Source organism: Achromobacter denitrificans NBRC 15125 (genome assembly GCF_001571365.1).
Taxonomy (GTDB): domain Bacteria; phylum Pseudomonadota; class Gammaproteobacteria; order Burkholderiales; family Burkholderiaceae_B; genus Achromobacter; species Achromobacter denitrificans.
Genome location: NZ_BCTQ01000001.1, coordinates 120,861 through 140,701, shown reverse-complemented (window position 1 = coordinate 140,701; position 19,841 = coordinate 120,861). Strand labels below are relative to the sequence as shown.

Here is a 19,841-nt window from a genome sequence, read left to right as displayed (position 1 = left end):
CGATTGCCGCAAAGGCGGCAAGAAAAGCAAAAGGGCCCGGTGGGGCCCTTTTTTGCATCGAGCAGGCGGTGCTTACTTGCCTTGGGCGGCCAGCGCCAGGGCGGCGGCGTTGACGACCGCGGCGATGCGGCCGGCGTCGCGCAACTGCTCGGTCGAGAGTCCGTCGTTCTTCAGGTTCTCGTAGTGCGAAGCCACGCAGAAATGGCATTTGCCGATGATGGACGCCACCAGCGCGAACAGTTCGAAGCGCTTCTTTTCCACGCCGCCATGGGTGGCGTAGGCGTTCATGCGCAGTTGCGCGGGCAGGCTTTTCAGCTGGGCGTCACCGGTCATTTCCACGTAGGGGTACCAGGTGTTGTTCATGCCCATGAGGGCCGAGGCGGTCAGCGCGGCGTTGGCGTCGCCTTCCGACAAGCCGCTCTTGAAGGCTTCCACCAGCACCGGGCTGCGCGCCGCGTAGGCGGCCGACAGGGCGGCGCCGACGGCGTCTTCGGGGGCCAGCGTCGAGCGGGCGATCACGGCGTCCAGATTCAGGCGGATGTCCTTGGCCCAATCCGGTAGCTGTTCCTTAATGGTCGTAAGAAATTCCATAGTTTTTACCTATAATCTAGAGCAGTTAAAGCCCAGCGCGGGACCTGCTGGGCAGGTCCCTGGCCGGGCTGGAAATTACAGCGTGGCGCCGCCAACCGTACGGTTGCACGGGCACAGCTCGTCGGTTTGCAGGCCGTCGAGCAGACGCAGAACTTCTTCCGGATTACGGCCGACGTTCAGGTTGTTCACCGAAACGTGCTGGATCGTGTTGTCCGGGTCGACGATGAACGTGGCGCGCAGGGCAACGCCAGCACCCTTTTCACGCACGCCCAGCTGATCGATCAGGGCGCCGGTGGTGTCGCCGAATTGGTAGTGACCCAGCTTGTTCAGGTCCGGGTGCTCACGGCGCCAGGCCAGCTTGACGAATTCGTTGTCGCTGGAACCGCCCAGCAGGACCGCGTCGCGGTCTTCGAAATCCTTGGCCAGCTTGTTGAAGCCGACGATTTCGGTCGGGCAAACAAACGTGAAGTCTTTCGGGTAGAAGTAGATCACCTTCCACTTGCCGGGGAACGAGCTTTCGGTGATGTCTTCAAACGCCGACACGCCATTTTCTTCGTGCTGGTTGAAGCCGGGCTTGACGCCGGTGACCTTGAAGGGTTCGAGTTTGTCGCCAACAGTTTTCATGTTTACTCCCAGTTGTTGGTGGAATTAAGGCTGTGCCTCAAACCTTAATTCTACGCTATGGATTGTCGTTGTCTAATTGATAATTCCTAAACTTCGCTTTGGGCAACTCTATCCTTGCGGTCAGGCCGCCACCCTCTCGGGGAAGCATGCGCAAGGAGCCGCCCACGTGCTTGAGCAGGCGTTCGACGATGGCCAGGCCCAGCCCCGCGCCGCTGACGCCGGTGCGCGCGGCTTCGCCTCGGGAGAAGGGGCGAAGCAGGCGGTCGACGTCTTCGGGGGCGATGCCGGGGCCGCGGTCGGAGACCTCGATGGCAATCATGGCGCCGTCAGCTTGCAGTGTCATGACCAGATGGGCCATGCCGTCGCTGGACCGGCCGTAGCGGCGGGCGTTCTCGATCAGGTTGCTGACGATGCGCTTGAGATCGAGCGCCGTGATGCGGGCGCGCAGGCCCGGCTCCAGCGACGCCTCCAGTTCCCCGCCCAGCGAGGCGGTATGGCTGCGCTCGCGCTCGTAGAGTTCGGCCAGCACGGCGGAAATGTCGGTGGCCAGCTGCGGCAGCGTGCCGGCCGGACGCGCGTACTCCATCAATTGGCCGATGCTGTGGTCGATCTGGCCCAGGTCTTCGTCGATGGCCTGGCGGGCGTCTTCGGAGACGCCGCTCAGTTCGATTTCCAGCCGCATGCGCGCCAGCGGCGTGCGCAGGTCGTGCGAAATCCCCGCCAGCATCAGTTCCCGGTCGGCCTCGGCCTGCCTGAGATCCTTGGCCATGCGGTTGAAGGACGCGTTCAGGTCGCGGATCTCCAGCGGCCCCTGCTCGGGCAGGGCGGCCGGCGTTTCGCCGCGCGACAGGACCTGGGCGGCCCGCGCCAGCCGCGAGAGCGGCCGGTTGACGAAGCCCACGCTGACCGCGGCCCCCACCAAGGAGAGCAATAGCGCGGTAGCGCCCCAGCCTAGCCACTCGATCCCGCCAGTCAGCCCGATCTGTTCCCGTTCGAACACCAGCCAGTAGAGGTCTTTTTCTATCTGGAAGCTGACCCAGAAGCCGGGCACCTGGTTCACCCCCCAGGCTATCTGCGTTTCCGGGCCGAAGCGCGTGCGGATGTGCTGGGCGACGCGCTGCCAGTAGTCGTCGTCGGGGAGGGCTTCGGCGAAGTCGGTGACTTCGCGCGGATAGACCTGGATGCCTTCGTTGGTGGCCAGGTCCAGCAGGAGCTTGCTGCGCTCGTCGTTATGGGAGTAGATCAGCGCGGTGCGCGTGATATTGACGGCCGTGATCACCCGCTGCGCCATTTGATTGGCGCGCGGGCCCAGTTCCATGCTGAAGAAGACTTGTAGCCACGCGCCCAGGCTGACGAGCATCAGCGCGGCGAGCAACAGGAACGTGCGGCCGAACAAGCCGAGCCGCAATCGTGATGTCAGGTTCCTGAAGGTTCTGCGCAAGCGGGGCACGAAGCTGCGCTCCTGCCCGGGGCGGGCAAGCCGATCAACTACCACCGTCCGGCACGAACACGTATCCCAGGCCCCAGACGGTCTGGATGAATACGGGCTTGGACGGATTCGGTTCGATCAGCTTGCGCAGGCGCGAGATCTGCACGTCGAGGCTGCGATCGAAGGCCTCGTACTCGCGGCCGCGGGCCAGCTCCATGAGCTTGTCGCGCGACAGCGGGATCTTCGGGTGGCGTGCGAACACCTTGAGCACCGAGAATTCGCCCGTGGTGATGGGCACCTGTTCGCCGTTGCGCGTGAGCGTGCGGGTGGACAGGTTCAGCACGTACGGGCCGAAGGCGATGGATTCGTTCTCCTGGCTGGGGGCGCCGGGGTGTTCCTCGGTGCCGCGGCGGCGCAGGATCGCGTTGATCCGCGCCAGCAGTTCGCGGGGGTTGAACGGCTTGGACAGGTAGTCGTCCGCGCCCATCTCCAGGCCGACGATGCGGTCGATCTCTTCCGCCTTGGCCGTCAGCATGATGATGGGGGTATTGTCGTGGCCACCGCGCAGCCGGCGACAGATGGACAGGCCATCCTCGCCGGGCAGCATCAGATCCAGCACGAGCAGGTCGAAATGCTCGCGTTGCCAGAGTTTGCCCATCTCTTTGGCGTCTTCGGCGACGAAAACGTTGAATCCCTGCTCGGACAGATACCGGCGCAGCAGATCGCGCAAGCGCGGATCATCGTCGACGACGAGGATTTTTCGGGTGGGGGTGGTGTTTTGCGTATTCATGGCCGGAAATGTAACAGTGACAAGAACCAGCGGCTAGTGGGCGTTCACAAGATATTACACATTGCGATCCATCGTTGAAATCCCCCTTACAACCGGGGGCGGAGCCGCGGTATTTCGTACAATCTGCATCTATGGAACTAAACCTGCTGGCCTTGGAAACTTCTTCGTCCCGTTGCGGCGTGGCTCTCTTGCGCGCGGCCGGCGGCCGCCTGGAGGTCAGCGTCAGGGAACATGAGGGCTCCCAGGAGCATGCGGAACGCCTCCTGCCGATGGCCAATGAGCTGCTGGCGGCCTCGGGGCTGACGCCGGCCGCCCTGCATGCGGTGGCTTTCGGCCAGGGGCCCGGCGGTTTCACGGGGCTGCGCGTGGCTTGCGGCGTAGCCCAGGGGATGGGCCTGGGGCTGGGTATTCCGGTATTGCCTATTGTCTCTCATCAGGCGGTCGCCGCCCAGGTGGAAGCGACATCCGCGGACGCGATCGTGGTGGCGCTGGACGCCCGCATGAACGAAGTCTATCTGGCGGTCTACCGACAGGCGGGTGTTTCGGATGGTGAGATCGTCTGGGAGGCGCTGCAGGCGCCGCTGCTGATCGCGGCGGCCGAGGTCGTGCCCTGGACCGCCCATCATCTGCCCGGCTGGTCCGCCCGAGCGGGCCGGCCGCTGGACGCGGTGCTGGCCGGCGACGCCTGGGACGCCTACGCGGCCGACATGACCCCGCCCGCGGGGTGGCGCCGCGCCGAGGGCGCGCAGCGGCCCGAAGCCGCCAGCGTGGCTCGCCTGGCGCGGCAGGGCTGGCTGCGCGGCGAAGCCCTGGCGCCCGAACTGGCCGCGCCGCTCTACGTGCGAGACAAGGTCGCTTTCACGACCGCCGAGCGCATGCGCGGCGAGGGCGGCAATCCCAAGGCCCAGCCGTCGCTGGCCCCCTGGGTTCCGCAGCCGATGACGGACGCGGACCTGGACGAGGTGGTGGCGCTGGAAGCGCACGTGCAGTCCTTTCCCTGGACCCACGGCAATTTCGCCGACGCCCTGGCGGCGGGCTATGGCGCCTGGGTGCTGCGGCGCGAGGGCAAGCTGGCGGGATTCTGCATCGTGATGTACGCGCCGGACGTGGCCCACCTGCTCGTGATCGCCGTGGCCCGGAAGCTGCACCGCCAGGGCCTGGGCGGCATTCTGCTCGACTGGTGCGAGCAGCAGGCGCGCGAGCGCGGCCTGGAGGGCGTGCTGCTGGAAGTGCGCCCGTCCAACGCGTCGGCCATCAGTTTCTATCAGCGTCACGGCTATCTGCAGATCGGCGTGCGCCGAGGCTACTATCCGGCCGAGAAGGGCGGTCGGGAAGACGCCCTCGTCATGCAGAAGCGCTTCGATACGGCAAACGGAGCGGCGGCATGACGGCCCCGGTTTCCATTCCCCAGGGTGCCCCACGGGTCAATCCGCTTCAGCGCATCTGGCTGCGCGAGATCGGCATGGAGCGGCTGTGGCTGCGCCCGGCGCCGGCCGCGAGCCGTCCGGCCGCGGAGCCCCAAGCCCTTGTTTCCAAACCGGTTTTGCCGGTTCAGGCGCCGGTTGTCCAGGCCCCCGCCGCCGTGCCGGAAACGGCCGCGCCCGCAGTCGCGGTCGCGGTTGCGCCCGCGGCACCCGCCGCCGCGGCCGAACCCGCGGCCGCGCGCCAGGGCATTCCCGCCTCCATCCTGAACCGCAATGGCCCGCCGCCGCGTCCCGCTCCCAAGGTGGAAGCGGAGGCGCCGGAGGCCGCGCCGATCCCGGTGGCCGAGGCCATCAGGAATTCCAGCCTGGATGAAATGCGCGAGCAGGTCGTGGCCTGCGCGGCCTGCGGCCTGTGCAAGGGGCGCCGCAACGCGGTATTCGGCCACGGCGGCCAGCCGACGCGCTGGCTGGTGGTGGGCGAGGCGCCCGGCGAACAAGAGGACAGGCAGGGGCAGCCTTTCGTGGGCCGCTCCGGCCAGCTGCTGGACGCCATGCTGTCGGCGGTGTCGATGAGCCGCGAGCGCGACGTCTTCATCACCAATGTCATCAAGTGCCGCCCGCCCGGCAACCGCAACCCCAAACCGGAAGAGATCGCGGCCTGCAGTCCTTACCTGATGCGGCAGATCGCGCTGCTCAAGCCGGAGCGGATCCTGGTGCTGGGCCGCTTCGCCGCGCAGACGCTGCTGGGCACGGACGCCACGATCGGCAGCCTGCGGGGGCGCATCCACCACTTGAAGACCGACGAAGGCCGGCAGATTCCGGTCGTGGTCAGCTATCACCCGGCCTATCTGCTGCGCAGCCCCGGCGAGAAGGCGCGCGCCTGGCAGGACCTGAAGCTCGCGGCCCGCATGGACTGAGCGCCGCCAGCCGCCGAAAAAAAACCGGGCCTCAGCCCGGTTTTTTCTTGGAACATCAAGCGCTTAGTGCGACGAGTCCAGCGCGCGGCCGTGGCCCTCCTGGCCGATCTGGTCGTGGAGTTCCGGGTTGGCCTGCAGGTTGCGCTTGCTCCAGCGCATGAAGACCACCATCAGCACGGCGACCACGGTGCCGAAGATCACGATGATGATATTGATCGGCAGCTGCAGCCACAGCAGCAGCGTGTACATCGCCACCATCAGCAGGATGTTGAGCTGCTCGTTGAAGTTCTGCACGGCGATGGAGTGGCCGGCCGACAGCAGGACGTGGCCGCGATGCTGCAGCAGCGCGTTCATCGGGACCACGAAAAAGCCGGCCAGGCCGCCCGTGATGAGCAGCAGCAGGTAGACGCTCCAGGGCGAGTAGACCAGCGGCATCAGCAGCACGACCAGGCCCATGGCGGCGCCGACGGGCAGGACGGCGAGCGCGCGGCGCAGCGGGATGCGGCCTGCCAGGATGGAGCCGACCACCGTGCCCAGCGCGGCCACGCCCATCAGCATCGAGGCCTTGTCCAGCTGGTATCCGAGGTGGCTGCGGCCCCATTCGATGACGATCAGCTGCAGCGTGGCGCCCGCGCCCCAGAACAGGGTCGTGACGGCCAGCGAGATCTGGCCCAGCTTGTCTTTCCAGAGCACGCAGACATAGCCCCAGAACGTCCGGACCAGGCGGATCGGGTTCTTCTGCTGCGGCGGGTAGCGCACGTGGGTGTGCGGGATCATCAGGTTGCACAGCGCCGCCAGCAGGTAGACGAACGCGATGACCAGGATCGCGGCCTCGGCCGGCGTATGGACCAGGCTGCCGATGAAGGAGTGGCTGAGCAGGGCGGCGGACACGGAGGAAGAGATGAGCAGGCCGCCCAGCACCGTGCCCAGGATGATGGAGAAGACCGTCAGGCCCTCGATCCAGCTATTGCCCTTGACCAGCATGGAAGGGGGCAGCATTTCGGTCACGATGCCGTATTTGGCGGGCGAGTAGGCCGCCGCGCCGATGCCCACGATGCCGTAGGCCATACAGACCAGGTAGGTCTGATATTGGGGAGGGACGCCGATATTCGCATAAGAGAACATCAGCATGCAGCCGCCCACCTTCAGCGCGTTGGTCGAGAACATGACGCGCCCCTTGGGGAAGGAGTCCGCCAGCGCCCCGACGAAGGCGGCCAGGACGACGTATGCCAGCGCGAAGGACCACTTCATCATCGGGGCCAACCAGTCGGGGCCGTGCAGCTCCTGTATCAAGGCGATGGCTGCGATGAACAGCGCATTGTCCGCCAATGACGAGAAGGCCTGCGCGGCCATGACCAGATAGAAACCACGTTTCAAGAATGTCCCCGTTCTTCGGCCTGAGTCCGGCCAGTCCGCGTGAAAATTTATGTGTCGTGCCAAAAAGTGTCAGGGAGTATAGCCGGAGCCTAAACCGCGGCCAGTGAGCGTTTGCCCGCGGGTTGACCATTGCTGACTTCGGCGACGGAGCGCCTGCGGTATCATACGAGGCATATGAGAGCCGGCCCTCCAGGGGCCGGTTTGCAATCTGCGCGGCAGGTCCGTTAACGCCTTTCGTTCAACCCACCCCGTCGTCATCGTACTGTGCGTCTTACTCAGCTCAAACTCGCCGGCTTCAAGTCCTTCGTCGATCCCACCGTGATTCCCGTGCCCAGCCAGCTGGTGGGCGTGGTGGGTCCGAACGGCTGCGGCAAGTCGAACATCATCGACGCCGTGCGCTGGGTGCTGGGCGAGGCCAAGGCCTCGGAACTGCGCGGCGAGTCCATGCAGGACGTCATTTTCAACGGCTCCGGCAACCGCAAGCCCGCCGCCCGGGCCTCCGTGGAAATGGTGTTCGACAACAGCGAGGGGCGCGCCGCGGGCCAGTGGAGCACCTACGCGGAAATCGCGGTGCGCCGCGTGCTGACCCGCGACGGCACCAGCAGCTACTTCGTCAACAACCAGCAGGTCCGCCGCCGCGACATCCACGACATCTTCCTGGGCACGGGCCTGGGCGCCCGGGGCTACGCCATCATCGGGCAGGGGATGATCAACCGCCTGATCGAGGCGCGCCCGGAAGAACTGCGGGTGTTCCTGGAGGAAGCGGCGGGGGTGTCGCGCTACAAGGAACGGCGTCGCGAGACCGAAAACCGCCTGTCCGACACGCGCGAGAACCTGACCCGCGTCGAAGACATCCTGCGCGAACTGACCAGCCAGCTGGAAAAGCTGGAGGCGCAGGCCGAAGTGGCCACGCGCTACCGCGAGCTGCAGGCCGATGGCGAAAAGAAGCAGCATGCGCTGTGGTTCCTGAAGGAAACCGGGGCGCGCGAGGAGCGCGCCAAGAAGGCACAGGAAATGGCGCAGGCCCAGAACGAGCTGGAAGCCGCCATCGCCGGCTTGCGGGCGGGCGAGGCGGCGCTGGAATCCCGGCGCCAGGCCCACTACGCCGCCAGCGACGCCGTCCACTCGGCCCAGGGCGCCCTGTACGAAGCCAACGCCCAGGTCAGCCGGCTGGAAGCCGAGATCCGGCACGTGGTGGATTCGCGCAACCGCCTGCAGGCCCGTCGCGAGCAGCTGCAACAGCAGATCGCCGAATGGACCGCCCAGCGCGAACATTGCACCGAACAGATCGCCCAGGCCGAGGATGACCTGGCCACCGGCGCCGCCCGCACCGAAGAGGCGCGCGCCAAGGCCGAAGACGCCCAGGCCGTCTTGCCGGCCGTGGAGCAGCGCGTGCGCGAGGCCGCCTCCGGGCGCGACGAGATGCGCGCCGCGCTGGCCCGCGTCGAACAGAACCTGGCCCTGGTCGCCCAGTCGCAGCGCGACGCCGATCGCCAGATGCAGGTCCTGGAGCAGCGCCGCGAGCGCCTGCAGCAGGAATTGCGCGAATTGCACAGCCCCGATCCGGTTCGCCTGGAGCAACTGGCCGGAGACCGGGTCGCCGGCGAAGACCAGCTTGAGGAAGCCCAGGAAGAACTGGCCGCGCTGGAAGGCCGCGTCCCCGAGGCGGATGCCGAGCGCAGCCGCGCCCAGGCCGCCGCCCAGACTGACGCGCAGAACCTGGCGCGCCTGGAAGCGCGCCTGTCCGCGCTGGTGAAGCTGCAGGAAGACGTGCAGAAGCAGGGGGCGCTGGAGCCTTGGCTCGCCAAGCACGAACTGGCCGGCCTTGCCCGCCTGTGGCAGAAGCTGCACGTCGAACCCGGCTGGGAAACCGCCCTGGAAGCCGCCTTGCGCGAACGCATGGCGTCCCTGGAAGTGCGCAGCCTGGATTGGGCCCGGGCCTTCGCCGACGATGCCCCGCCGGCCCGCCTCGCGTTCTATCAATTGCCGGTCGCCGCGCCGGCGCCGGCCGCGCCGGCCGGGCTGACGCCGCTGGCCAGCCTGCTGCGCATCACCGATCCCGACCTGCGCACGCTGCTCAACGAATGGCTGGGCGGCGTCTACACGGCCGCCGACCTGACCCAGGCCCTGTCCATGCGCGCCAGCCTGCCTGCCGGCAGCGCCTGCGTGGTCAAGGCCGGGCACCTGGTGGACGCGCACAGCGTGCGCTTCTACGCCCCGGATTCCGAGCAGGCCGGCCTCCTGGCCCGCCAGCAGGAAATCGAGAACCTGCAGCGCGAGATCAAGGCGCAGCAGCTGATCGCCGACCAGGCGCGCGCCGCCGTGGCCCGCGCCGAGGCTGCCTGGCAGCAGGTGTCCCAGGCCATCGCGCCGGCGCGCCAGCGCGTCGCCGAGGTCACCCGCCGGGTCCACGACATCCAGCTGGAACACTCCCGCCTGCAGCAGCAGGCCGAGCAGTCGGGCGAGCGCGCGTCGCGCCTGCGCCAGGACCTGGAAGAAATCAAGGTCCAGGAAGAAGACCTGCGCGCCACCCGCGAAGAGGCCGAGGCGCGCTTCGAAACCCTGGACGAAGAGCTGGCCGAGCACCAATCCCGCTTCGCCGACGCCGAGATCGACGGCGAAACCCTGGCCGCCCAGGCCGAGGCGGCCCGCGCCGGGCTGCGCGAGCTGGAGCGCGCCGCCCAGGAAGCCGAATTCGCCGAGCGCAGCATCCAGGTCCGGATCACCGACCTGCAGCGCAACCAGCAATTGGCCGCCGACCAGAGCCAACGCGCCGGCGTCGAGCTGGAGCAGTTGCAGGGAGACCTGGCCGAACTCGACGCATCGGCCTCCCAGGCCGGCCTGCAGGACGCCCTGGAAGTGCGCGCCGAGCGCGAAGAGGCGCTGTCGCGCGCGCGCCAGGAACTCGAAAACCTCGCGGCCCTGCTGCGCGGCGCCGACGAAGACCGCCTGCAGCAGGAACAGACGCTGGAGCCGCGCCGCGCCCGCATCATGGAACTGCAACTGCAGGAGCAGGCCGCCCGCCTGGCCGAAGAACAATTCACCGAGCAGCTGAACGCGCGCGAGGTCGACCGCGAGGCCTTGGCCCAGGAGCTGGCCAACCAGTCCGACGAATGGCGCCGCGCCAGCTGGCTGCAGTCGGAAGTGGGCCGCATTTCGCGCCAGATCGAATCCCTGGGCTCGGTCAACCTGGCCGCGCTGGACGAACTGAACACCTCGCGCGAGCGCAAGGGCTTCCTGGATTCGCAGCACCAGGACCTGATGACCGCCATCGAGACGCTCGAAGACGCCATCCGCAAGATCGACCGCGAAACGCGCGAGCTGCTCCAGGAAACCTTCAACGTCGTGAACGGCCACTTCGGCGAGCTGTTCCCCAAGCTGTTCGGCGGCGGCGAGGCCCGGCTGAGCATGACCGGCGAGGAAATCCTCGATGCCGGCGTGCAGGTCATGGCCCAGCCCCCGGGCAAGCGCAACAGCACCATCCACCTGCTGTCGGGCGGTGAAAAGGCGCTGACCGCCACCGCGCTGGTGTTCGCGCTGTTCAAGCTCAACCCGGCCCCGTTCTGCCTGCTGGACGAGGTGGACGCGCCGCTGGACGACGCCAACACCGAACGCTACGCCAATCTGGTTGCCAACATGAGCGAGCAGACCCAGTTCCTGTTCATCTCGCACAACAAGATCGCGATGCAGATGGCCAAGCAACTGATCGGTGTAACCATGCAAGAGCAAGGGGTTTCGCGTATCGTTGCGGTAGATATAGATTCGGCCGTGCAGATGATGGCCTCCGAAGCGGCATAAACCAATATTCAGAAGGGCGCCGGGCGTTTCGGCGCGGGATTGATACATGAGTGATTTGCAGATCGGGCTGATTGCCCTTGGCGTCCTGCTGATACTGCTGGTACTGGGATTCAACTGGTGGCAGGACCGGCGCGTCCGGCGCAAGATGCAGAGCCATTTCCCCACCTCCGAACAGGATCCGCTGTTGGGCGCGGGAGCGGCCGGCGCCGCGGGCGCCAGCGCCGGGGGCGCTCCGGGCCCCCGCCGCGAACCCGGCATGGGCGGCGAGGCGCCGCGCGCGCAATCCGGCCAGCCGGCCCCGGTCGATCCGGGCACCGACGCCGACGACGCGGCCGAACCGGATCCCGCCTGCGAAGTGGTCATCGAGATCAACTTCGCCGACCCGGTGCGCGGCGCCGAGCTGCTGCCCTACATGCAAAGCCTGCGGCAGGTGGGCCGCAAGCCCATGCGCGTGTTCGCCGAAACCGACCAGCGCCGCCACCGCGCGCACATCCATGCGGGCGAGTCCTACGCGTCGATGCAGCTGGCCGTGCTGCTGGCGAACCGCAGCGGCCCGCTGACCGCCATCGAGTGGTCGCAGGCCTGGGCCCGCGCCCAGGACATGGCCGAGCGCTTCGACGCCACCATCGAGGGTCCGGACCAGCAAGCCGTCCTGGAGCAGGGCGCCCGCCTGGACGACACCTGCGCCGCCCTGGATACCCAGGTGGGCCTGACCTTGTTGCTGGGCGCCGCCCAGCCCGCCGCCGAGGTGCTTGCCGTGGCGCGCGATACCGGCTTCGTCCCCGACGGCAACCGCCTGGCCTGGCCGGCGGAAAACGGCGTGGCGCGCTTCACCCTGGCGCGCGCGGACGGCGCGGCGTTCGACGCCGGCATGGGCGGAATCGAACGCCTGTACCTGCTGCTCGACGTGCCGTGCAGCCCCGCCGATACCCGGGCGTTCGGCCGCATGGTCGACGTCGGCCGCGACCTGGCCGCCCGCCTGCGCGCGGAACTGGTCGACGACCAGGGCAAGCCGCTGGCCGATGGCTCCGAAACGGTCATCGATGAACGGCTGCAGGTGCTGTTCGGACAACTTGAGCAGGCGGGCCTGCCTGCCGGCAGCGAACGCGCCCAACGGGTATTTGCTTGATGGGGTTCCCCCTGGAGCGCTGCGCGCCTGCTTGCCAGGGGCGCAGCGGCTCGGTTCCGCCCCGGCCCCGCGCTCACTCCAAGCGTCCTGCTTGAGTCGCGAGCTGCGGGCGGTCCGCGGTGTTATGGATAACTGATATGAAAGGCTCTTCCGACGGTGAAAACGCGGCGCAGGCCGCGGCGCGCCTGCGCGCTGAAATCGAACAGCACAATGTCCGCTATTACGTCTACGACGAGCCCTCCATCTCGGATGCCGAGTACGACGGACTGATGCGGGAGCTGCAGGCCCTGGAGGCCGAGCACCCCGAGCTGGTCACGCCCGAATCGCCCACGCAGCGCGTGGGCGCGGCGCCGGTGTCCGCGTTCGGCGCCGTGCGCCACGCGGTGCCCATGCTGTCGCTGGGCAACGCCTTCGACGAGGAAGACGTGGTGGCGTTCGACCGCCGCGTGACCGACACGCTGCGCGGAGCGGGGCTGTTGGGCCCGGCGCAGCAGGCGGACTACTTCTGCGAACTCAAGCTGGACGGGCTGGCCATCAGCCTGCGCTACGAGGACGGCCGCCTGGTGCAGGCCGCCACCCGCGGCGACGGCCAGACGGGCGAAGACGTCACCTCCAATATCCGCACCATCAAGGCGATCCCGCTTCAGCTCAAGGGCGCTTTCCCCAAGGTGCTGGAAGTGCGCGGCGAGGTGCTGATGAATCGCGCCGACTTCGAGAAACTGAACCAGGCCCAGGCCAAGCGCGACGAAAAAGTGTTCGTCAATCCGCGCAACGCGGCCGCGGGCAGCCTGCGCCAGCTGGACCCGCGCATCACCGCCAAGCGGCCGTTGCGCTTTTTCGCCTACGGCTGGGGCGAGGTGCAGGGCCTGCCGGGCTCGCAGGGCGGCCTGTTCGCCGAGGCCTCCGCGGGCGCGGCCGAAGCGTCGCAACTGCCCGAGAAGTCCCACGGCGCCATGCTGGAGTGGCTTGCCTCCCTGGGCCTGCCCGTCAACGTCAAGCACAATCACCGCGCCAGCGGGGCCGAAGGCCTGATGGCCTTCTACGCCAAGGTCGGCGCGATGCGCGCCGAATTGCCCTACGACATCGACGGCGTGGTCTACAAAGTGGATTCGCTGCCGGCCCAGAAAGTGCTGGGCTTCGTGGCGCGCGCGCCGCGCTTCGCGCTGGCGCACAAGTTCGCCGCCGAGGAAGCCACCACCACGCTGCTGGACATCGAGGTGCAGGTCGGCCGCACCGGCGCCATCACCCCCGTCGCCCGGCTCAAGCCGGTATTCGTGGGGGGGGTCACCGTCACCAACGCCACGCTGCACAATGAAGACGAAATCCGTCGCAAGGACGTGCGCATCGGCGACACGGTCATCGTGCGCCGAGCGGGCGACGTGATTCCCGAAGTGCTGGCGCCCGTGCTGGAAAAGCGGCCGGACGACGCCCGCGAATTCGTCATGCCCACCGCCTGTCCGGTTTGCGGCTCCGCCATCGAACGCCTCGAAGACGAAACCATCGCGCGCTGCACCGGCGGCCTGTTCTGCGGCGCCCAGCGCAAGCAGACGCTCTGGCACGCCGCCAGCCGCAAGGCGCTGGACATCGAAGGGCTGGGCGAGAAACTGGTGGACCAGCTGGTCGACAGCGGCCGCGTCAAGACGTTGGCCGACCTGTACAGCCTGCGTCCGCTCGAACTGGTGGGGCTGGACCGCATGGGCCAGAAGTCCGCCGACAACCTGGTAGCCGCCATCGAGAAGGCGCGCACGCCCGGGCTGGCCCGCCTGCTGTTCGCCCTGGGCATCCGCCACGTGGGCGAAACCACGGCGCGCGACGTGGCGCGGCACTTCGGCAGCATCGACGCGATCATGGACGCCGACGAGGAGGCCCTGTCCGCCGTGCCCGACGTGGGCCCGGTGGTGGCGGCTTCGATCCGCCATTTCTTCGCCGAACAGCACAACCGCGACGTGATCGGCCAACTGAAGGCGCAGGGCGTGGATCCGGTGCCCGAAGCCGCGCCGCAAGGCACTACCCTGGCCGGCAAAACCTTCGTGCTGACGGGCACGCTGCCCAATTGGACGCGCGAAGAAGCATCGATGCACATCCAGGCCGCCGGCGGCAAGGTCAGCGGCTCGGTGTCCAAGAAGACGGCCTACCTGGTGGCCGGCGAGGATTCCGGCAGCAAGCTCACCAAGGCCCAGGAACTGGGCGTGGCGGTGCTGGATGAAGACGGGCTGAAGGACTTGCTCGGCATGGGCGGCTGAGCCCGCCCGCAAAAAAAAACTGCCCGCATCGCGGGCAGTTTTCGTTTGGGCGGCCAGGTTTACTGGATCTTGGCCTTTTCGCGCAGTTCCTTCTGGTAGTCGGCCAGGGTTTGCTGGCGCAGCATTTCTTCCAGCTGGGTGCGGACTTGGTCGAGCGGCGGGAATTCCACCGGACGGGTGTCGTCGACCATGATGATGTGCCAGCCGAACTGGGTCTGGACCGGCTTGTCGACCAGTTCGCCCTTCTTCAGCTGGGTCACGGCTTGCGCGAACGGCTGGACGTAGTTGGTCGGGGGAGCCCAACCCAGGTCGCCACCCTTTTCGGCGCTGCCGGGGTCCTTCGAGTTCTTCTTGGCCAGGTCGTTGAACTTGCTCTTGTTGCTCTTGATCTGGGCCAGCAGGTCGTTGGCCGTCTTCTCGTCTTCGACGAGGATGTGACGGACCTTGTATTCCATCTTGCCGGCCTGTTCCTTCTTGATCTTCTCGTATTCAGCCGTGACCTTGGCGTCCGACACCGGGTGCTTGGCCAGGTAGTCGGCCATCAGGGCGCGGACCAGGATGCCCTGGCGAGCCAGTTCGATCTCGGTCTGGACGTCGGCCTGCTTGGCGATGCCGCTGGATTCGGCGGCTTGCACGAAGATCTGGCGGTTGATCATTTCCTGCTTGACCTGTTCGCGCAATTGCGGCGAATCGGTCGCGCCCTGGCTGACCAACAGCTTGACGAATTGATCCAGGCTCTTCTGCGAAATGGCCTTGCCGTTGACGGTGGCCACGTTCTGGGCGAAGGCCGGCACGGCGATGACGCAGGCCGCAGCCAGCATGACGATGCGTTTCATGAATATCCTTTTACTTTCTATTTGGGAGCCTGGGCATCAAGCGCAAGCGCATGAATCGGATAAGGGATCAAATCTTGCAAATGATGATACACCAGCCGATGTCGCGCGACGGGGGAGAGCCCCGCGAAGCAAGACGCAACGATGATCACGCGATAGTGGCCGGCGCCGTTTTTACTGCCTTCGTGGCCAGCGTGCAAATGGGAGTCGTCCTGGATATCCAGGCTGATGGGTTCCAGGGCGGCGAGCCGTTCCCGGATCAGGGAGATGCGGTCGGGGGTATCTGACATGGCGGAAGAAGGGGGAAAGGTCCGGCGCGCGGGCGCCGGAGGGGAGCAGGGCGGGGCGGATCAGGGCTTGCCGGCCGGCGTGTCGGGGCCGGAAGGCGTCTGTTCCTCGGCCTGGATGTGCTTGCCCAGCCAGATGGACTGCCCGATCACGAAGACCACCATCAGGCCCATCAGGCCGAAGGCCTTGAAGCTGACCCATTGCGATTCGGTGAAATGGCCGGAGAACGCCACGTAGAGATTGAGCGCGCCGGCGACCAGGAAGAACGCGGCCCACACCAGGTTCAGCCGTTCCCAGGCCGAGTCGGGCAGCTGGATCTGCTTTTCCATCAGGCGGCGGATCAGGTTGCGGCCGAACAGCAGGCGGGCGAAGACCAGGGCGCCGCCGAACAGCCAGTACAGCACCGTGGGCTTCCATTTGATGAAGACGTCGCTGTGCAGCCAGATCGTGGCGCCGCCGAAGACCAGGATGACCGTGAGGTTGATCCAGTGCATGGCCTCGGTGGCGCGGCCGGTGGCCTTGAGCCAGACGATCTGCGCGACGGCCGCGGCCATGGCGACGCCCGTCGCGATGAAAATGTCCGTGTACCGATAGGCGATGAAGAAAAGGAACAGCGGAAACAGGTCGAACAGGAACTTCTTCATTCAGTCTTCTATGGGTTCAAACGTCATCGACAGGGAATTGATGCAATAGCGCAGGCCGGTGGGCTCGGGGCCGTCGGGGAAGACGTGGCCCAGGTGCGAGTCGCAGACGTTGCACAGCACCTCGGTGCGGACCATGCCGTGGGTGGTATCCCGTTCCTCGCGGACCTTTTCCGGGTCCAGCGGCTGGAAATAGCTGGGCCAGCCACAGCCGGCGTCGAACTTGGTGTCCGACGCGAACAGCGCCGTGCCACAGCCCACGCAGCGGTAGATGCCGTGTGAAAACGTATTCCAGTAACGCCCGGTGAATGCGCGTTCGGTACCCTTTTCGCGGGTGACGACGTATTCTTCGGGGGAAAGCTGGGCCCGCCATTCGGCGTCGGATTTGCGTACTTTGTCCATATGAGCTCTTGGAGTCCCGATGCCCGAAATGGTTCGGGCATAATCCCGCCCCATGTTAATCGAGTTTGACCAGGCGGTTGTATCCACGCCCCAGGCGGAAGTGCTGCGCGGGGTGAGCCTTGCCCTGGCCGAACGCCGGGTGGGCGTGGTCGGCCCCAACGGCGCCGGCAAGAGCACGCTGGCGCGCCTGGTCAACGGCCTGGTGCTGCCCTCGTCGGGCAGCGTGCGGGTGGGCGGCCTGGACACCCGGCAAGACCTGAAGGCGGTGCGCCGCCAGGTGGGATTCGTCTTCCAGAACCCCGAAAACCAGATCGTCTTTCCCATCGTGCGGGAAGACCTCGCCTTCGGCCTGAAACACCTGGCGCCGGACCGTCGGCAGCGCGAGGCCCGCATCGAGGCTCAGCTCGACAGCCTGGGGGTAGGGCATCTGGCCGACCGCAGCAGCCACACCTTGTCAGGCGGCGAACGCCAACTGGTGGCGCTGGCCGCAGTGTTGGTGATGGAGCCGGCCCTGATCGTATTCGACGAACCCACCACCCAGCTGGATCTGCGCAACCGCAATCGCGTGCGCGACGCCATCGGCGCGCTGCCCCACGACGCCATCGTCGTCAGCCACGACCTGGAACTGCTGGAGGATTTCGACCGCGTGCTGGTCGTGCGCGACGGCAATATCGCGGCGGACGACACCCCGGCCGCCGCCCTGCGCTGGTACCGGGAGCACTGCGCATGATGGAGCCGCTCTATGTGCCGGGCGGCACGCCGCTGCATCGCCTGCCGGCCTGGCTGAAACTGTCGGCGCTGGTGGCGGCGGGCGCCGGGCTCTTCCTGCTGCGCGACCCGCGCTGGCTGGCGCCGGCCTTCCTGGTTGCCATCGTCCTGGTCTGGTCCACGGGCGTGTCCGGGGCCGCGGTCTGGCGGCAGCTCAAGGGGCTGGCCTGGGTGCTGCTGGCCGTGGGCGGTTTCACCGCATGGTTCCAGGGCGCGATGGAGGCGTTGGCCGTGCTGTTGCGCGTGGGGGCGCTGGTGGGCCTGGCGCTGGCCGTCACCCTGGCTACCCGCACGTCCGACCTGATCGCCGTCTGCGAAAAAGCGCTGATGCCGCTTCAGCGCATCGGGTTGGTCGACGCCGGCAAGGTGGCGCTGGCCCTGGCGCTGGCCTTGCGCTTTGTGCCCGAGATATGGCGCAATTTCCAGGAAATCCGCGAGGCGCAGGCCGCGCGAGGGCTGGGCGCCCACCCGGTCGCGCTGATCGTGCCCTTGATCGTCCTTACCCTGAAAAGGGCCCAGGAAGTCGCCGAAGCCATCGACGCGCGCAGCACCTTCTGATCGTCATCCACCTGCAAGGGGAAAACCCATGAAATCCAGCAACACCGTGCTGATCGCGCTGTTCGCGGCGCTCATCGTCGTCCTCAGCCTGATCCCGCCCATCCCGTTGCCTGCCATCCCGGTGCCCGTCACGCTGCAGACGCTGGGCGCGATGCTGGCCGGGGCGATGCTCGGTCCTGGCCGGGGCGCGCTGGCCTGCCTGCTGTACCTGCTCCTGGCGGCCATCGGGCTGCCCGTGCTGCCGGGCGGACGAGGCGGGCTGGGCGCGTTCCTCGGCCCGACGGGCGGCTTCCTCGCAGGCCTGGTCGCCGGCGCCTTCGTGACGGGCTGGCTGGCGCGGCGCCTCGCCGCCCGCAAAACGGGCGCGGCCCAGATCGCCGGCTACGCGGCGGCATGCGTGATCGGCGGCATCGCCGTCGTGTATGCCTTCGGCGTGCCGTGGCTGGCCGCCGTGACGAAAATGGAATTGGGCAAGGCGGCGCTGGCGGTGGCGGTGTTCCTGCCGGGCGACCTGATCAAGGCCGTGGTGGCCGCCTGGGTGGCGTCGCGCGTGGAGCGCGCGTGGCCGATGCCGGGACGCTGAAGCGGGCGGGCCAAGGGAATCCCCCAACTGACGCGCCACAGTCTTTTCTAGTACAAGTTCGCCATTAACGAATGCGTTTGCTGAAATGCGTTTATGTAGCACATCAGGGATTTACCGGAGTTGCGCATCGTCATCTGATACTGTTTTAACCCTATAATATTTTTTTCTGTATAACTTTAACTAGGCTCGCCCTTGCCTCTGTCGAGGCGCCTCTGAGCCACCACAGGAGACAAAAATATGCGCAAGCACTTCGGCTTGTCCGCGGCGGCTGCCGCTGTTGCCCTGACCCTGCCGCTTCTGGCAAGCGCGCAGGTCAAGGTCGGCGTGACGGTGTCCAGCACCGGCCCCGCCGCGTCGCTGGGGATCCCCGAGCGCAACACCGTGGCGCTGTTGCCCAAGGAAGTGGCCGGCCAGAAGATCGAATGGATCGTCCTGGACGACGCTACCGATACGACGCAAGCCGTCAAGAACTCGCGCAAGCTGGCTTCCGACGACAAGGTCGACGTGCTGATCGGCACCTCGGTCACGCCGGGTTCGCTGGCCATGGTCGACGTGGCCGCCGAAGCCAAGGTGCCCATGATCAGCGTGGCGGCCAGCGCCAAGATCGTCGAGCCCGTGGACGACAAGCGCCGCTGGGTCTTCAAGACCCCGCAGAACGACGCGCTGATGGCCGGCGCCCTGGCTGACGCCATGGCCAAGTCCAAGGTCAAGACGCTGGGCTTCATCGGCTTCGCCGACGCCTACGGCGACGGCTGGCTGGACGTGATGCAGAAGGCCGCCAAGGCCAAGGGCATCGAGATCGTCGCCATCGAAAAATACAGCCGCACCGACACCAGCGTGACGGGCCAGGTGCTGAAGCTGGTCGGCGCGAAGCCCGACGCCATCCTGATCGCCGGCGCCGGCACCCCGTCCGCGCTGCCGCAGAAGGAACTGAAGGCCCGCAACTACGGCGGCACCATCTATCAAACGCACGGCGCCGCCAACAACGACGTGCTGCGCGTGTGCGGCAAGGACTGCGACGGCATGCTGTTGCCGGCCGGCCCCCTGCTGGTCGCGGCCCAACTGCCGGACAGCAACCCGGTCAAGAAGTCGGCGCTGGCCTACGTGGACGCCTACGAAAAGGCCAACGGCGCGGGTTCGACCAACACGTTCGGCGGCCACATGTGGGACGCCGGCCAACTGGTCGTGGCCGCCCTGCCGGTGGCGCTGAAGTCGGGCGCCAAGCCGGGCACGCCGGAATTCCGCGCCGCCATGCGCGACGCCCTGGAAGGCGTGAAGGACCTGGCCGCCTCGCAAGGCGTGTTCAACATGTCGCCCACGGACCACGCCGGCTTTGACGAGCGCTCGCGCGTCATCGTCAAGGTGGAAGGCGGCAAGTGGGTCTACCAGCCCAACCTGTAAATCCACCGGATCGCCCGATCCACGGGTGCACAATGCGGCGGCGCC

At 67.1% G+C, this 19,841-nt stretch carries 18 protein-coding genes; 9 read left to right on the top strand and 9 right to left on the bottom strand.

What is annotated here, in order from left to right:
- Positions 1-72: 72 nt before the first annotated feature.
- The 4 genes from ADE01S_RS00660 to risA all read right to left on the bottom strand — a co-directional run bounded on the left by ADE01S_RS00660 (position 73) and on the right by risA (position 3,434).
- The gene (locus ADE01S_RS00660) at positions 73-591 is read right to left on the bottom strand and encodes a carboxymuconolactone decarboxylase family protein (protein ID WP_042796792.1); all 519 of its coding nucleotides are present in this window, start codon (positions 589-591) and stop codon (positions 73-75) included.
- 75 nt (positions 592-666) lie between these two features.
- Complete coding sequence (locus tag ADE01S_RS00655; protein WP_006389231.1) at positions 667-1,215, bottom strand: peroxiredoxin; 549 nt, start codon at positions 1,213-1,215, stop codon at positions 667-669.
- A 55-nt stretch (positions 1,216-1,270) separates the two neighbouring features.
- Entirely contained in the window at positions 1,271-2,665 is a 1,395-nt protein-coding gene (gene risS, locus ADE01S_RS00650) for a sensor histidine kinase RisS (protein WP_043543387.1), read from the bottom strand.
- Positions 2,666-2,699: 34 nt separating this feature from the next.
- Complete coding sequence (risA, locus tag ADE01S_RS00645) at positions 2,700-3,434, bottom strand: response regulator transcription factor RisA (protein ID WP_003813882.1); 735 nt, start codon at positions 3,432-3,434, stop codon at positions 2,700-2,702.
- A gap of 131 nt (positions 3,435-3,565) precedes the next feature.
- Between risA and tsaB the strand changes: the two genes are divergently transcribed.
- Both tsaB and ADE01S_RS00635 read left to right on the top strand, forming a co-directional pair.
- Positions 3,566-4,822, top strand: coding sequence for a tRNA (adenosine(37)-N6)-threonylcarbamoyltransferase complex dimerization subunit type 1 TsaB (gene tsaB, locus ADE01S_RS00640; RefSeq protein WP_062679532.1), 1,257 nt, complete (start codon positions 3,566-3,568; stop codon positions 4,820-4,822).
- Positions 4,819-5,775 (top strand): uracil-DNA glycosylase, encoded by a 957-nt coding sequence (locus ADE01S_RS00635; protein ID WP_062679531.1) that lies wholly within the window; start codon positions 4,819-4,821, stop codon positions 5,773-5,775. Before tsaB ends, ADE01S_RS00635 begins: the two co-directional genes overlap by 4 nt.
- A 63-nt stretch (positions 5,776-5,838) precedes the next feature.
- Here the strand turns inward: ADE01S_RS00635 and lplT are convergent, their stop codons facing one another.
- Positions 5,839-7,152: a lysophospholipid transporter LplT gene (gene lplT, locus ADE01S_RS00630; RefSeq protein WP_062679530.1), complete on the bottom strand. Its 1,314-nt coding sequence runs from the start codon at positions 7,150-7,152 to the stop codon at positions 5,839-5,841.
- Positions 7,153-7,416: 264 nt separating this feature from the next.
- On the opposite strand from lplT, the gene smc reads away from it, so the two are divergent.
- The 3 genes from smc to ligA all read left to right on the top strand — a co-directional run bounded on the left by smc (position 7,417) and on the right by ligA (position 14,322).
- On the top strand, positions 7,417-10,950 hold the full coding sequence (gene smc, locus ADE01S_RS00625) for a chromosome segregation protein SMC (protein ID WP_062679529.1): 3,534 nt from the start codon (positions 7,417-7,419) through the stop codon (positions 10,948-10,950).
- 46 nt (positions 10,951-10,996) lie between these two features.
- A complete protein-coding gene (locus tag ADE01S_RS00620; RefSeq protein WP_062679528.1) occupies positions 10,997-12,079 on the top strand; it encodes a cell division protein ZipA C-terminal FtsZ-binding domain-containing protein in 1,083 nt (360 codons plus the stop codon).
- Positions 12,080-12,216: 137 nt separating this feature from the next.
- Entirely contained in the window at positions 12,217-14,322 is a 2,106-nt protein-coding gene (gene ligA, locus ADE01S_RS00615; protein ID WP_062679527.1) for an NAD-dependent DNA ligase LigA, read from the top strand.
- A 59-nt stretch (positions 14,323-14,381) separates the two neighbouring features.
- Here ligA and ADE01S_RS00610 read toward each other — a convergent pair whose 3' ends face one another.
- Genes ADE01S_RS00610 through msrB form a run of 4 tightly spaced genes read right to left on the bottom strand, consistent with a single transcriptional unit; the run spans position 14,382 to position 16,486 of the window.
- Entirely contained in the window at positions 14,382-15,158 is a 777-nt protein-coding gene (locus ADE01S_RS00610) for a peptidylprolyl isomerase (protein ID WP_062679526.1), read from the bottom strand.
- 17 nt (positions 15,159-15,175) lie between these two features.
- Positions 15,176-15,445: a BolA family protein gene (locus ADE01S_RS31035; protein WP_075873222.1), complete on the bottom strand. Its 270-nt coding sequence runs from the start codon at positions 15,443-15,445 to the stop codon at positions 15,176-15,178.
- 60 nt (positions 15,446-15,505) lie between these two features.
- Positions 15,506-16,087, bottom strand: a complete 582-nt coding sequence (locus ADE01S_RS00600; protein ID WP_062679524.1) for a septation protein A — start codon at positions 16,085-16,087, stop codon at positions 15,506-15,508.
- Positions 16,088-16,486, bottom strand: a complete 399-nt coding sequence (gene msrB / locus ADE01S_RS00595; RefSeq protein WP_062679523.1) for a peptide-methionine (R)-S-oxide reductase MsrB — start codon at positions 16,484-16,486, stop codon at positions 16,088-16,090.
- Positions 16,487-16,538: 52 nt separating this feature from the next.
- Here msrB and ADE01S_RS00590 point away from each other — a divergent pair, with 52 nt between their 5' ends.
- From ADE01S_RS00590 to ADE01S_RS00575, 4 genes are all read left to right on the top strand, one after another.
- Entirely contained in the window at positions 16,539-17,216 is a 678-nt protein-coding gene (locus ADE01S_RS00590) for an energy-coupling factor ABC transporter ATP-binding protein (protein WP_062679522.1), read from the top strand.
- Positions 17,213-17,812 (top strand): energy-coupling factor transporter transmembrane component T family protein, encoded by a 600-nt coding sequence (locus ADE01S_RS00585; protein ID WP_062679521.1) that lies wholly within the window; start codon positions 17,213-17,215, stop codon positions 17,810-17,812. Before ADE01S_RS00590 ends, ADE01S_RS00585 begins: the two co-directional genes overlap by 4 nt.
- Before the next feature lie 28 nt (positions 17,813-17,840).
- Positions 17,841-18,395, top strand: coding sequence for a biotin transporter BioY (locus tag ADE01S_RS00580; RefSeq protein ID WP_062679520.1), 555 nt, complete (start codon positions 17,841-17,843; stop codon positions 18,393-18,395).
- Between the two features lie 237 nt (positions 18,396-18,632).
- Entirely contained in the window at positions 18,633-19,796 is a 1,164-nt protein-coding gene (locus ADE01S_RS00575; protein ID WP_062679519.1) for an ABC transporter substrate-binding protein, read from the top strand.
- The last annotated feature ends 45 nt before the right edge of the window (positions 19,797-19,841 follow it).

Excerpts from the sequence above, each read along its gene's own strand:
- ADE01S_RS00580 (WP_062679520.1), top strand. The coding sequence starts at position 17,841 with ATGAAATCCAGCAACACCGTGCTGATCGCGCTGTTCGCGGCGCTCATC.
- ADE01S_RS00660 (WP_042796792.1), bottom strand. The coding sequence starts at position 591 with ATGGAATTTCTTACGACCATTAAGGAACAGCTACCGGATTGGGCCAAG.
- ADE01S_RS00635 (WP_062679531.1), top strand. The coding sequence starts at position 4,819 with ATGACGGCCCCGGTTTCCATTCCCCAGGGTGCCCCACGGGTCAATCCG.
- ligA (WP_062679527.1), top strand. The coding sequence starts at position 12,217 with ATGAAAGGCTCTTCCGACGGTGAAAACGCGGCGCAGGCCGCGGCGCGC.
- ADE01S_RS00575 (WP_062679519.1), top strand. The coding sequence starts at position 18,633 with ATGCGCAAGCACTTCGGCTTGTCCGCGGCGGCTGCCGCTGTTGCCCTG.
- tsaB (WP_062679532.1), top strand. The coding sequence starts at position 3,566 with ATGGAACTAAACCTGCTGGCCTTGGAAACTTCTTCGTCCCGTTGCGGC.
- ADE01S_RS31035 (WP_075873222.1), bottom strand. The coding sequence starts at position 15,445 with ATGTCAGATACCCCCGACCGCATCTCCCTGATCCGGGAACGGCTCGCC.
- ADE01S_RS00590 (WP_062679522.1), top strand. The coding sequence starts at position 16,539 with ATGTTAATCGAGTTTGACCAGGCGGTTGTATCCACGCCCCAGGCGGAA.
- ADE01S_RS00585 (WP_062679521.1), top strand. The coding sequence starts at position 17,213 with ATGATGGAGCCGCTCTATGTGCCGGGCGGCACGCCGCTGCATCGCCTG.
- ADE01S_RS00655 (WP_006389231.1), bottom strand. The coding sequence starts at position 1,215 with ATGAAAACTGTTGGCGACAAACTCGAACCCTTCAAGGTCACCGGCGTC.
- ADE01S_RS00600 (WP_062679524.1), bottom strand. The coding sequence starts at position 16,087 with ATGAAGAAGTTCCTGTTCGACCTGTTTCCGCTGTTCCTTTTCTTCATC.
- msrB (WP_062679523.1), bottom strand. The coding sequence starts at position 16,486 with ATGGACAAAGTACGCAAATCCGACGCCGAATGGCGGGCCCAGCTTTCC.
- risA (WP_003813882.1), bottom strand. The coding sequence starts at position 3,434 with ATGAATACGCAAAACACCACCCCCACCCGAAAAATCCTCGTCGTCGAC.
- ADE01S_RS00610 (WP_062679526.1), bottom strand. The coding sequence starts at position 15,158 with ATGAAACGCATCGTCATGCTGGCTGCGGCCTGCGTCATCGCCGTGCCG.
- ADE01S_RS00620 (WP_062679528.1), top strand. The coding sequence starts at position 10,997 with ATGAGTGATTTGCAGATCGGGCTGATTGCCCTTGGCGTCCTGCTGATA.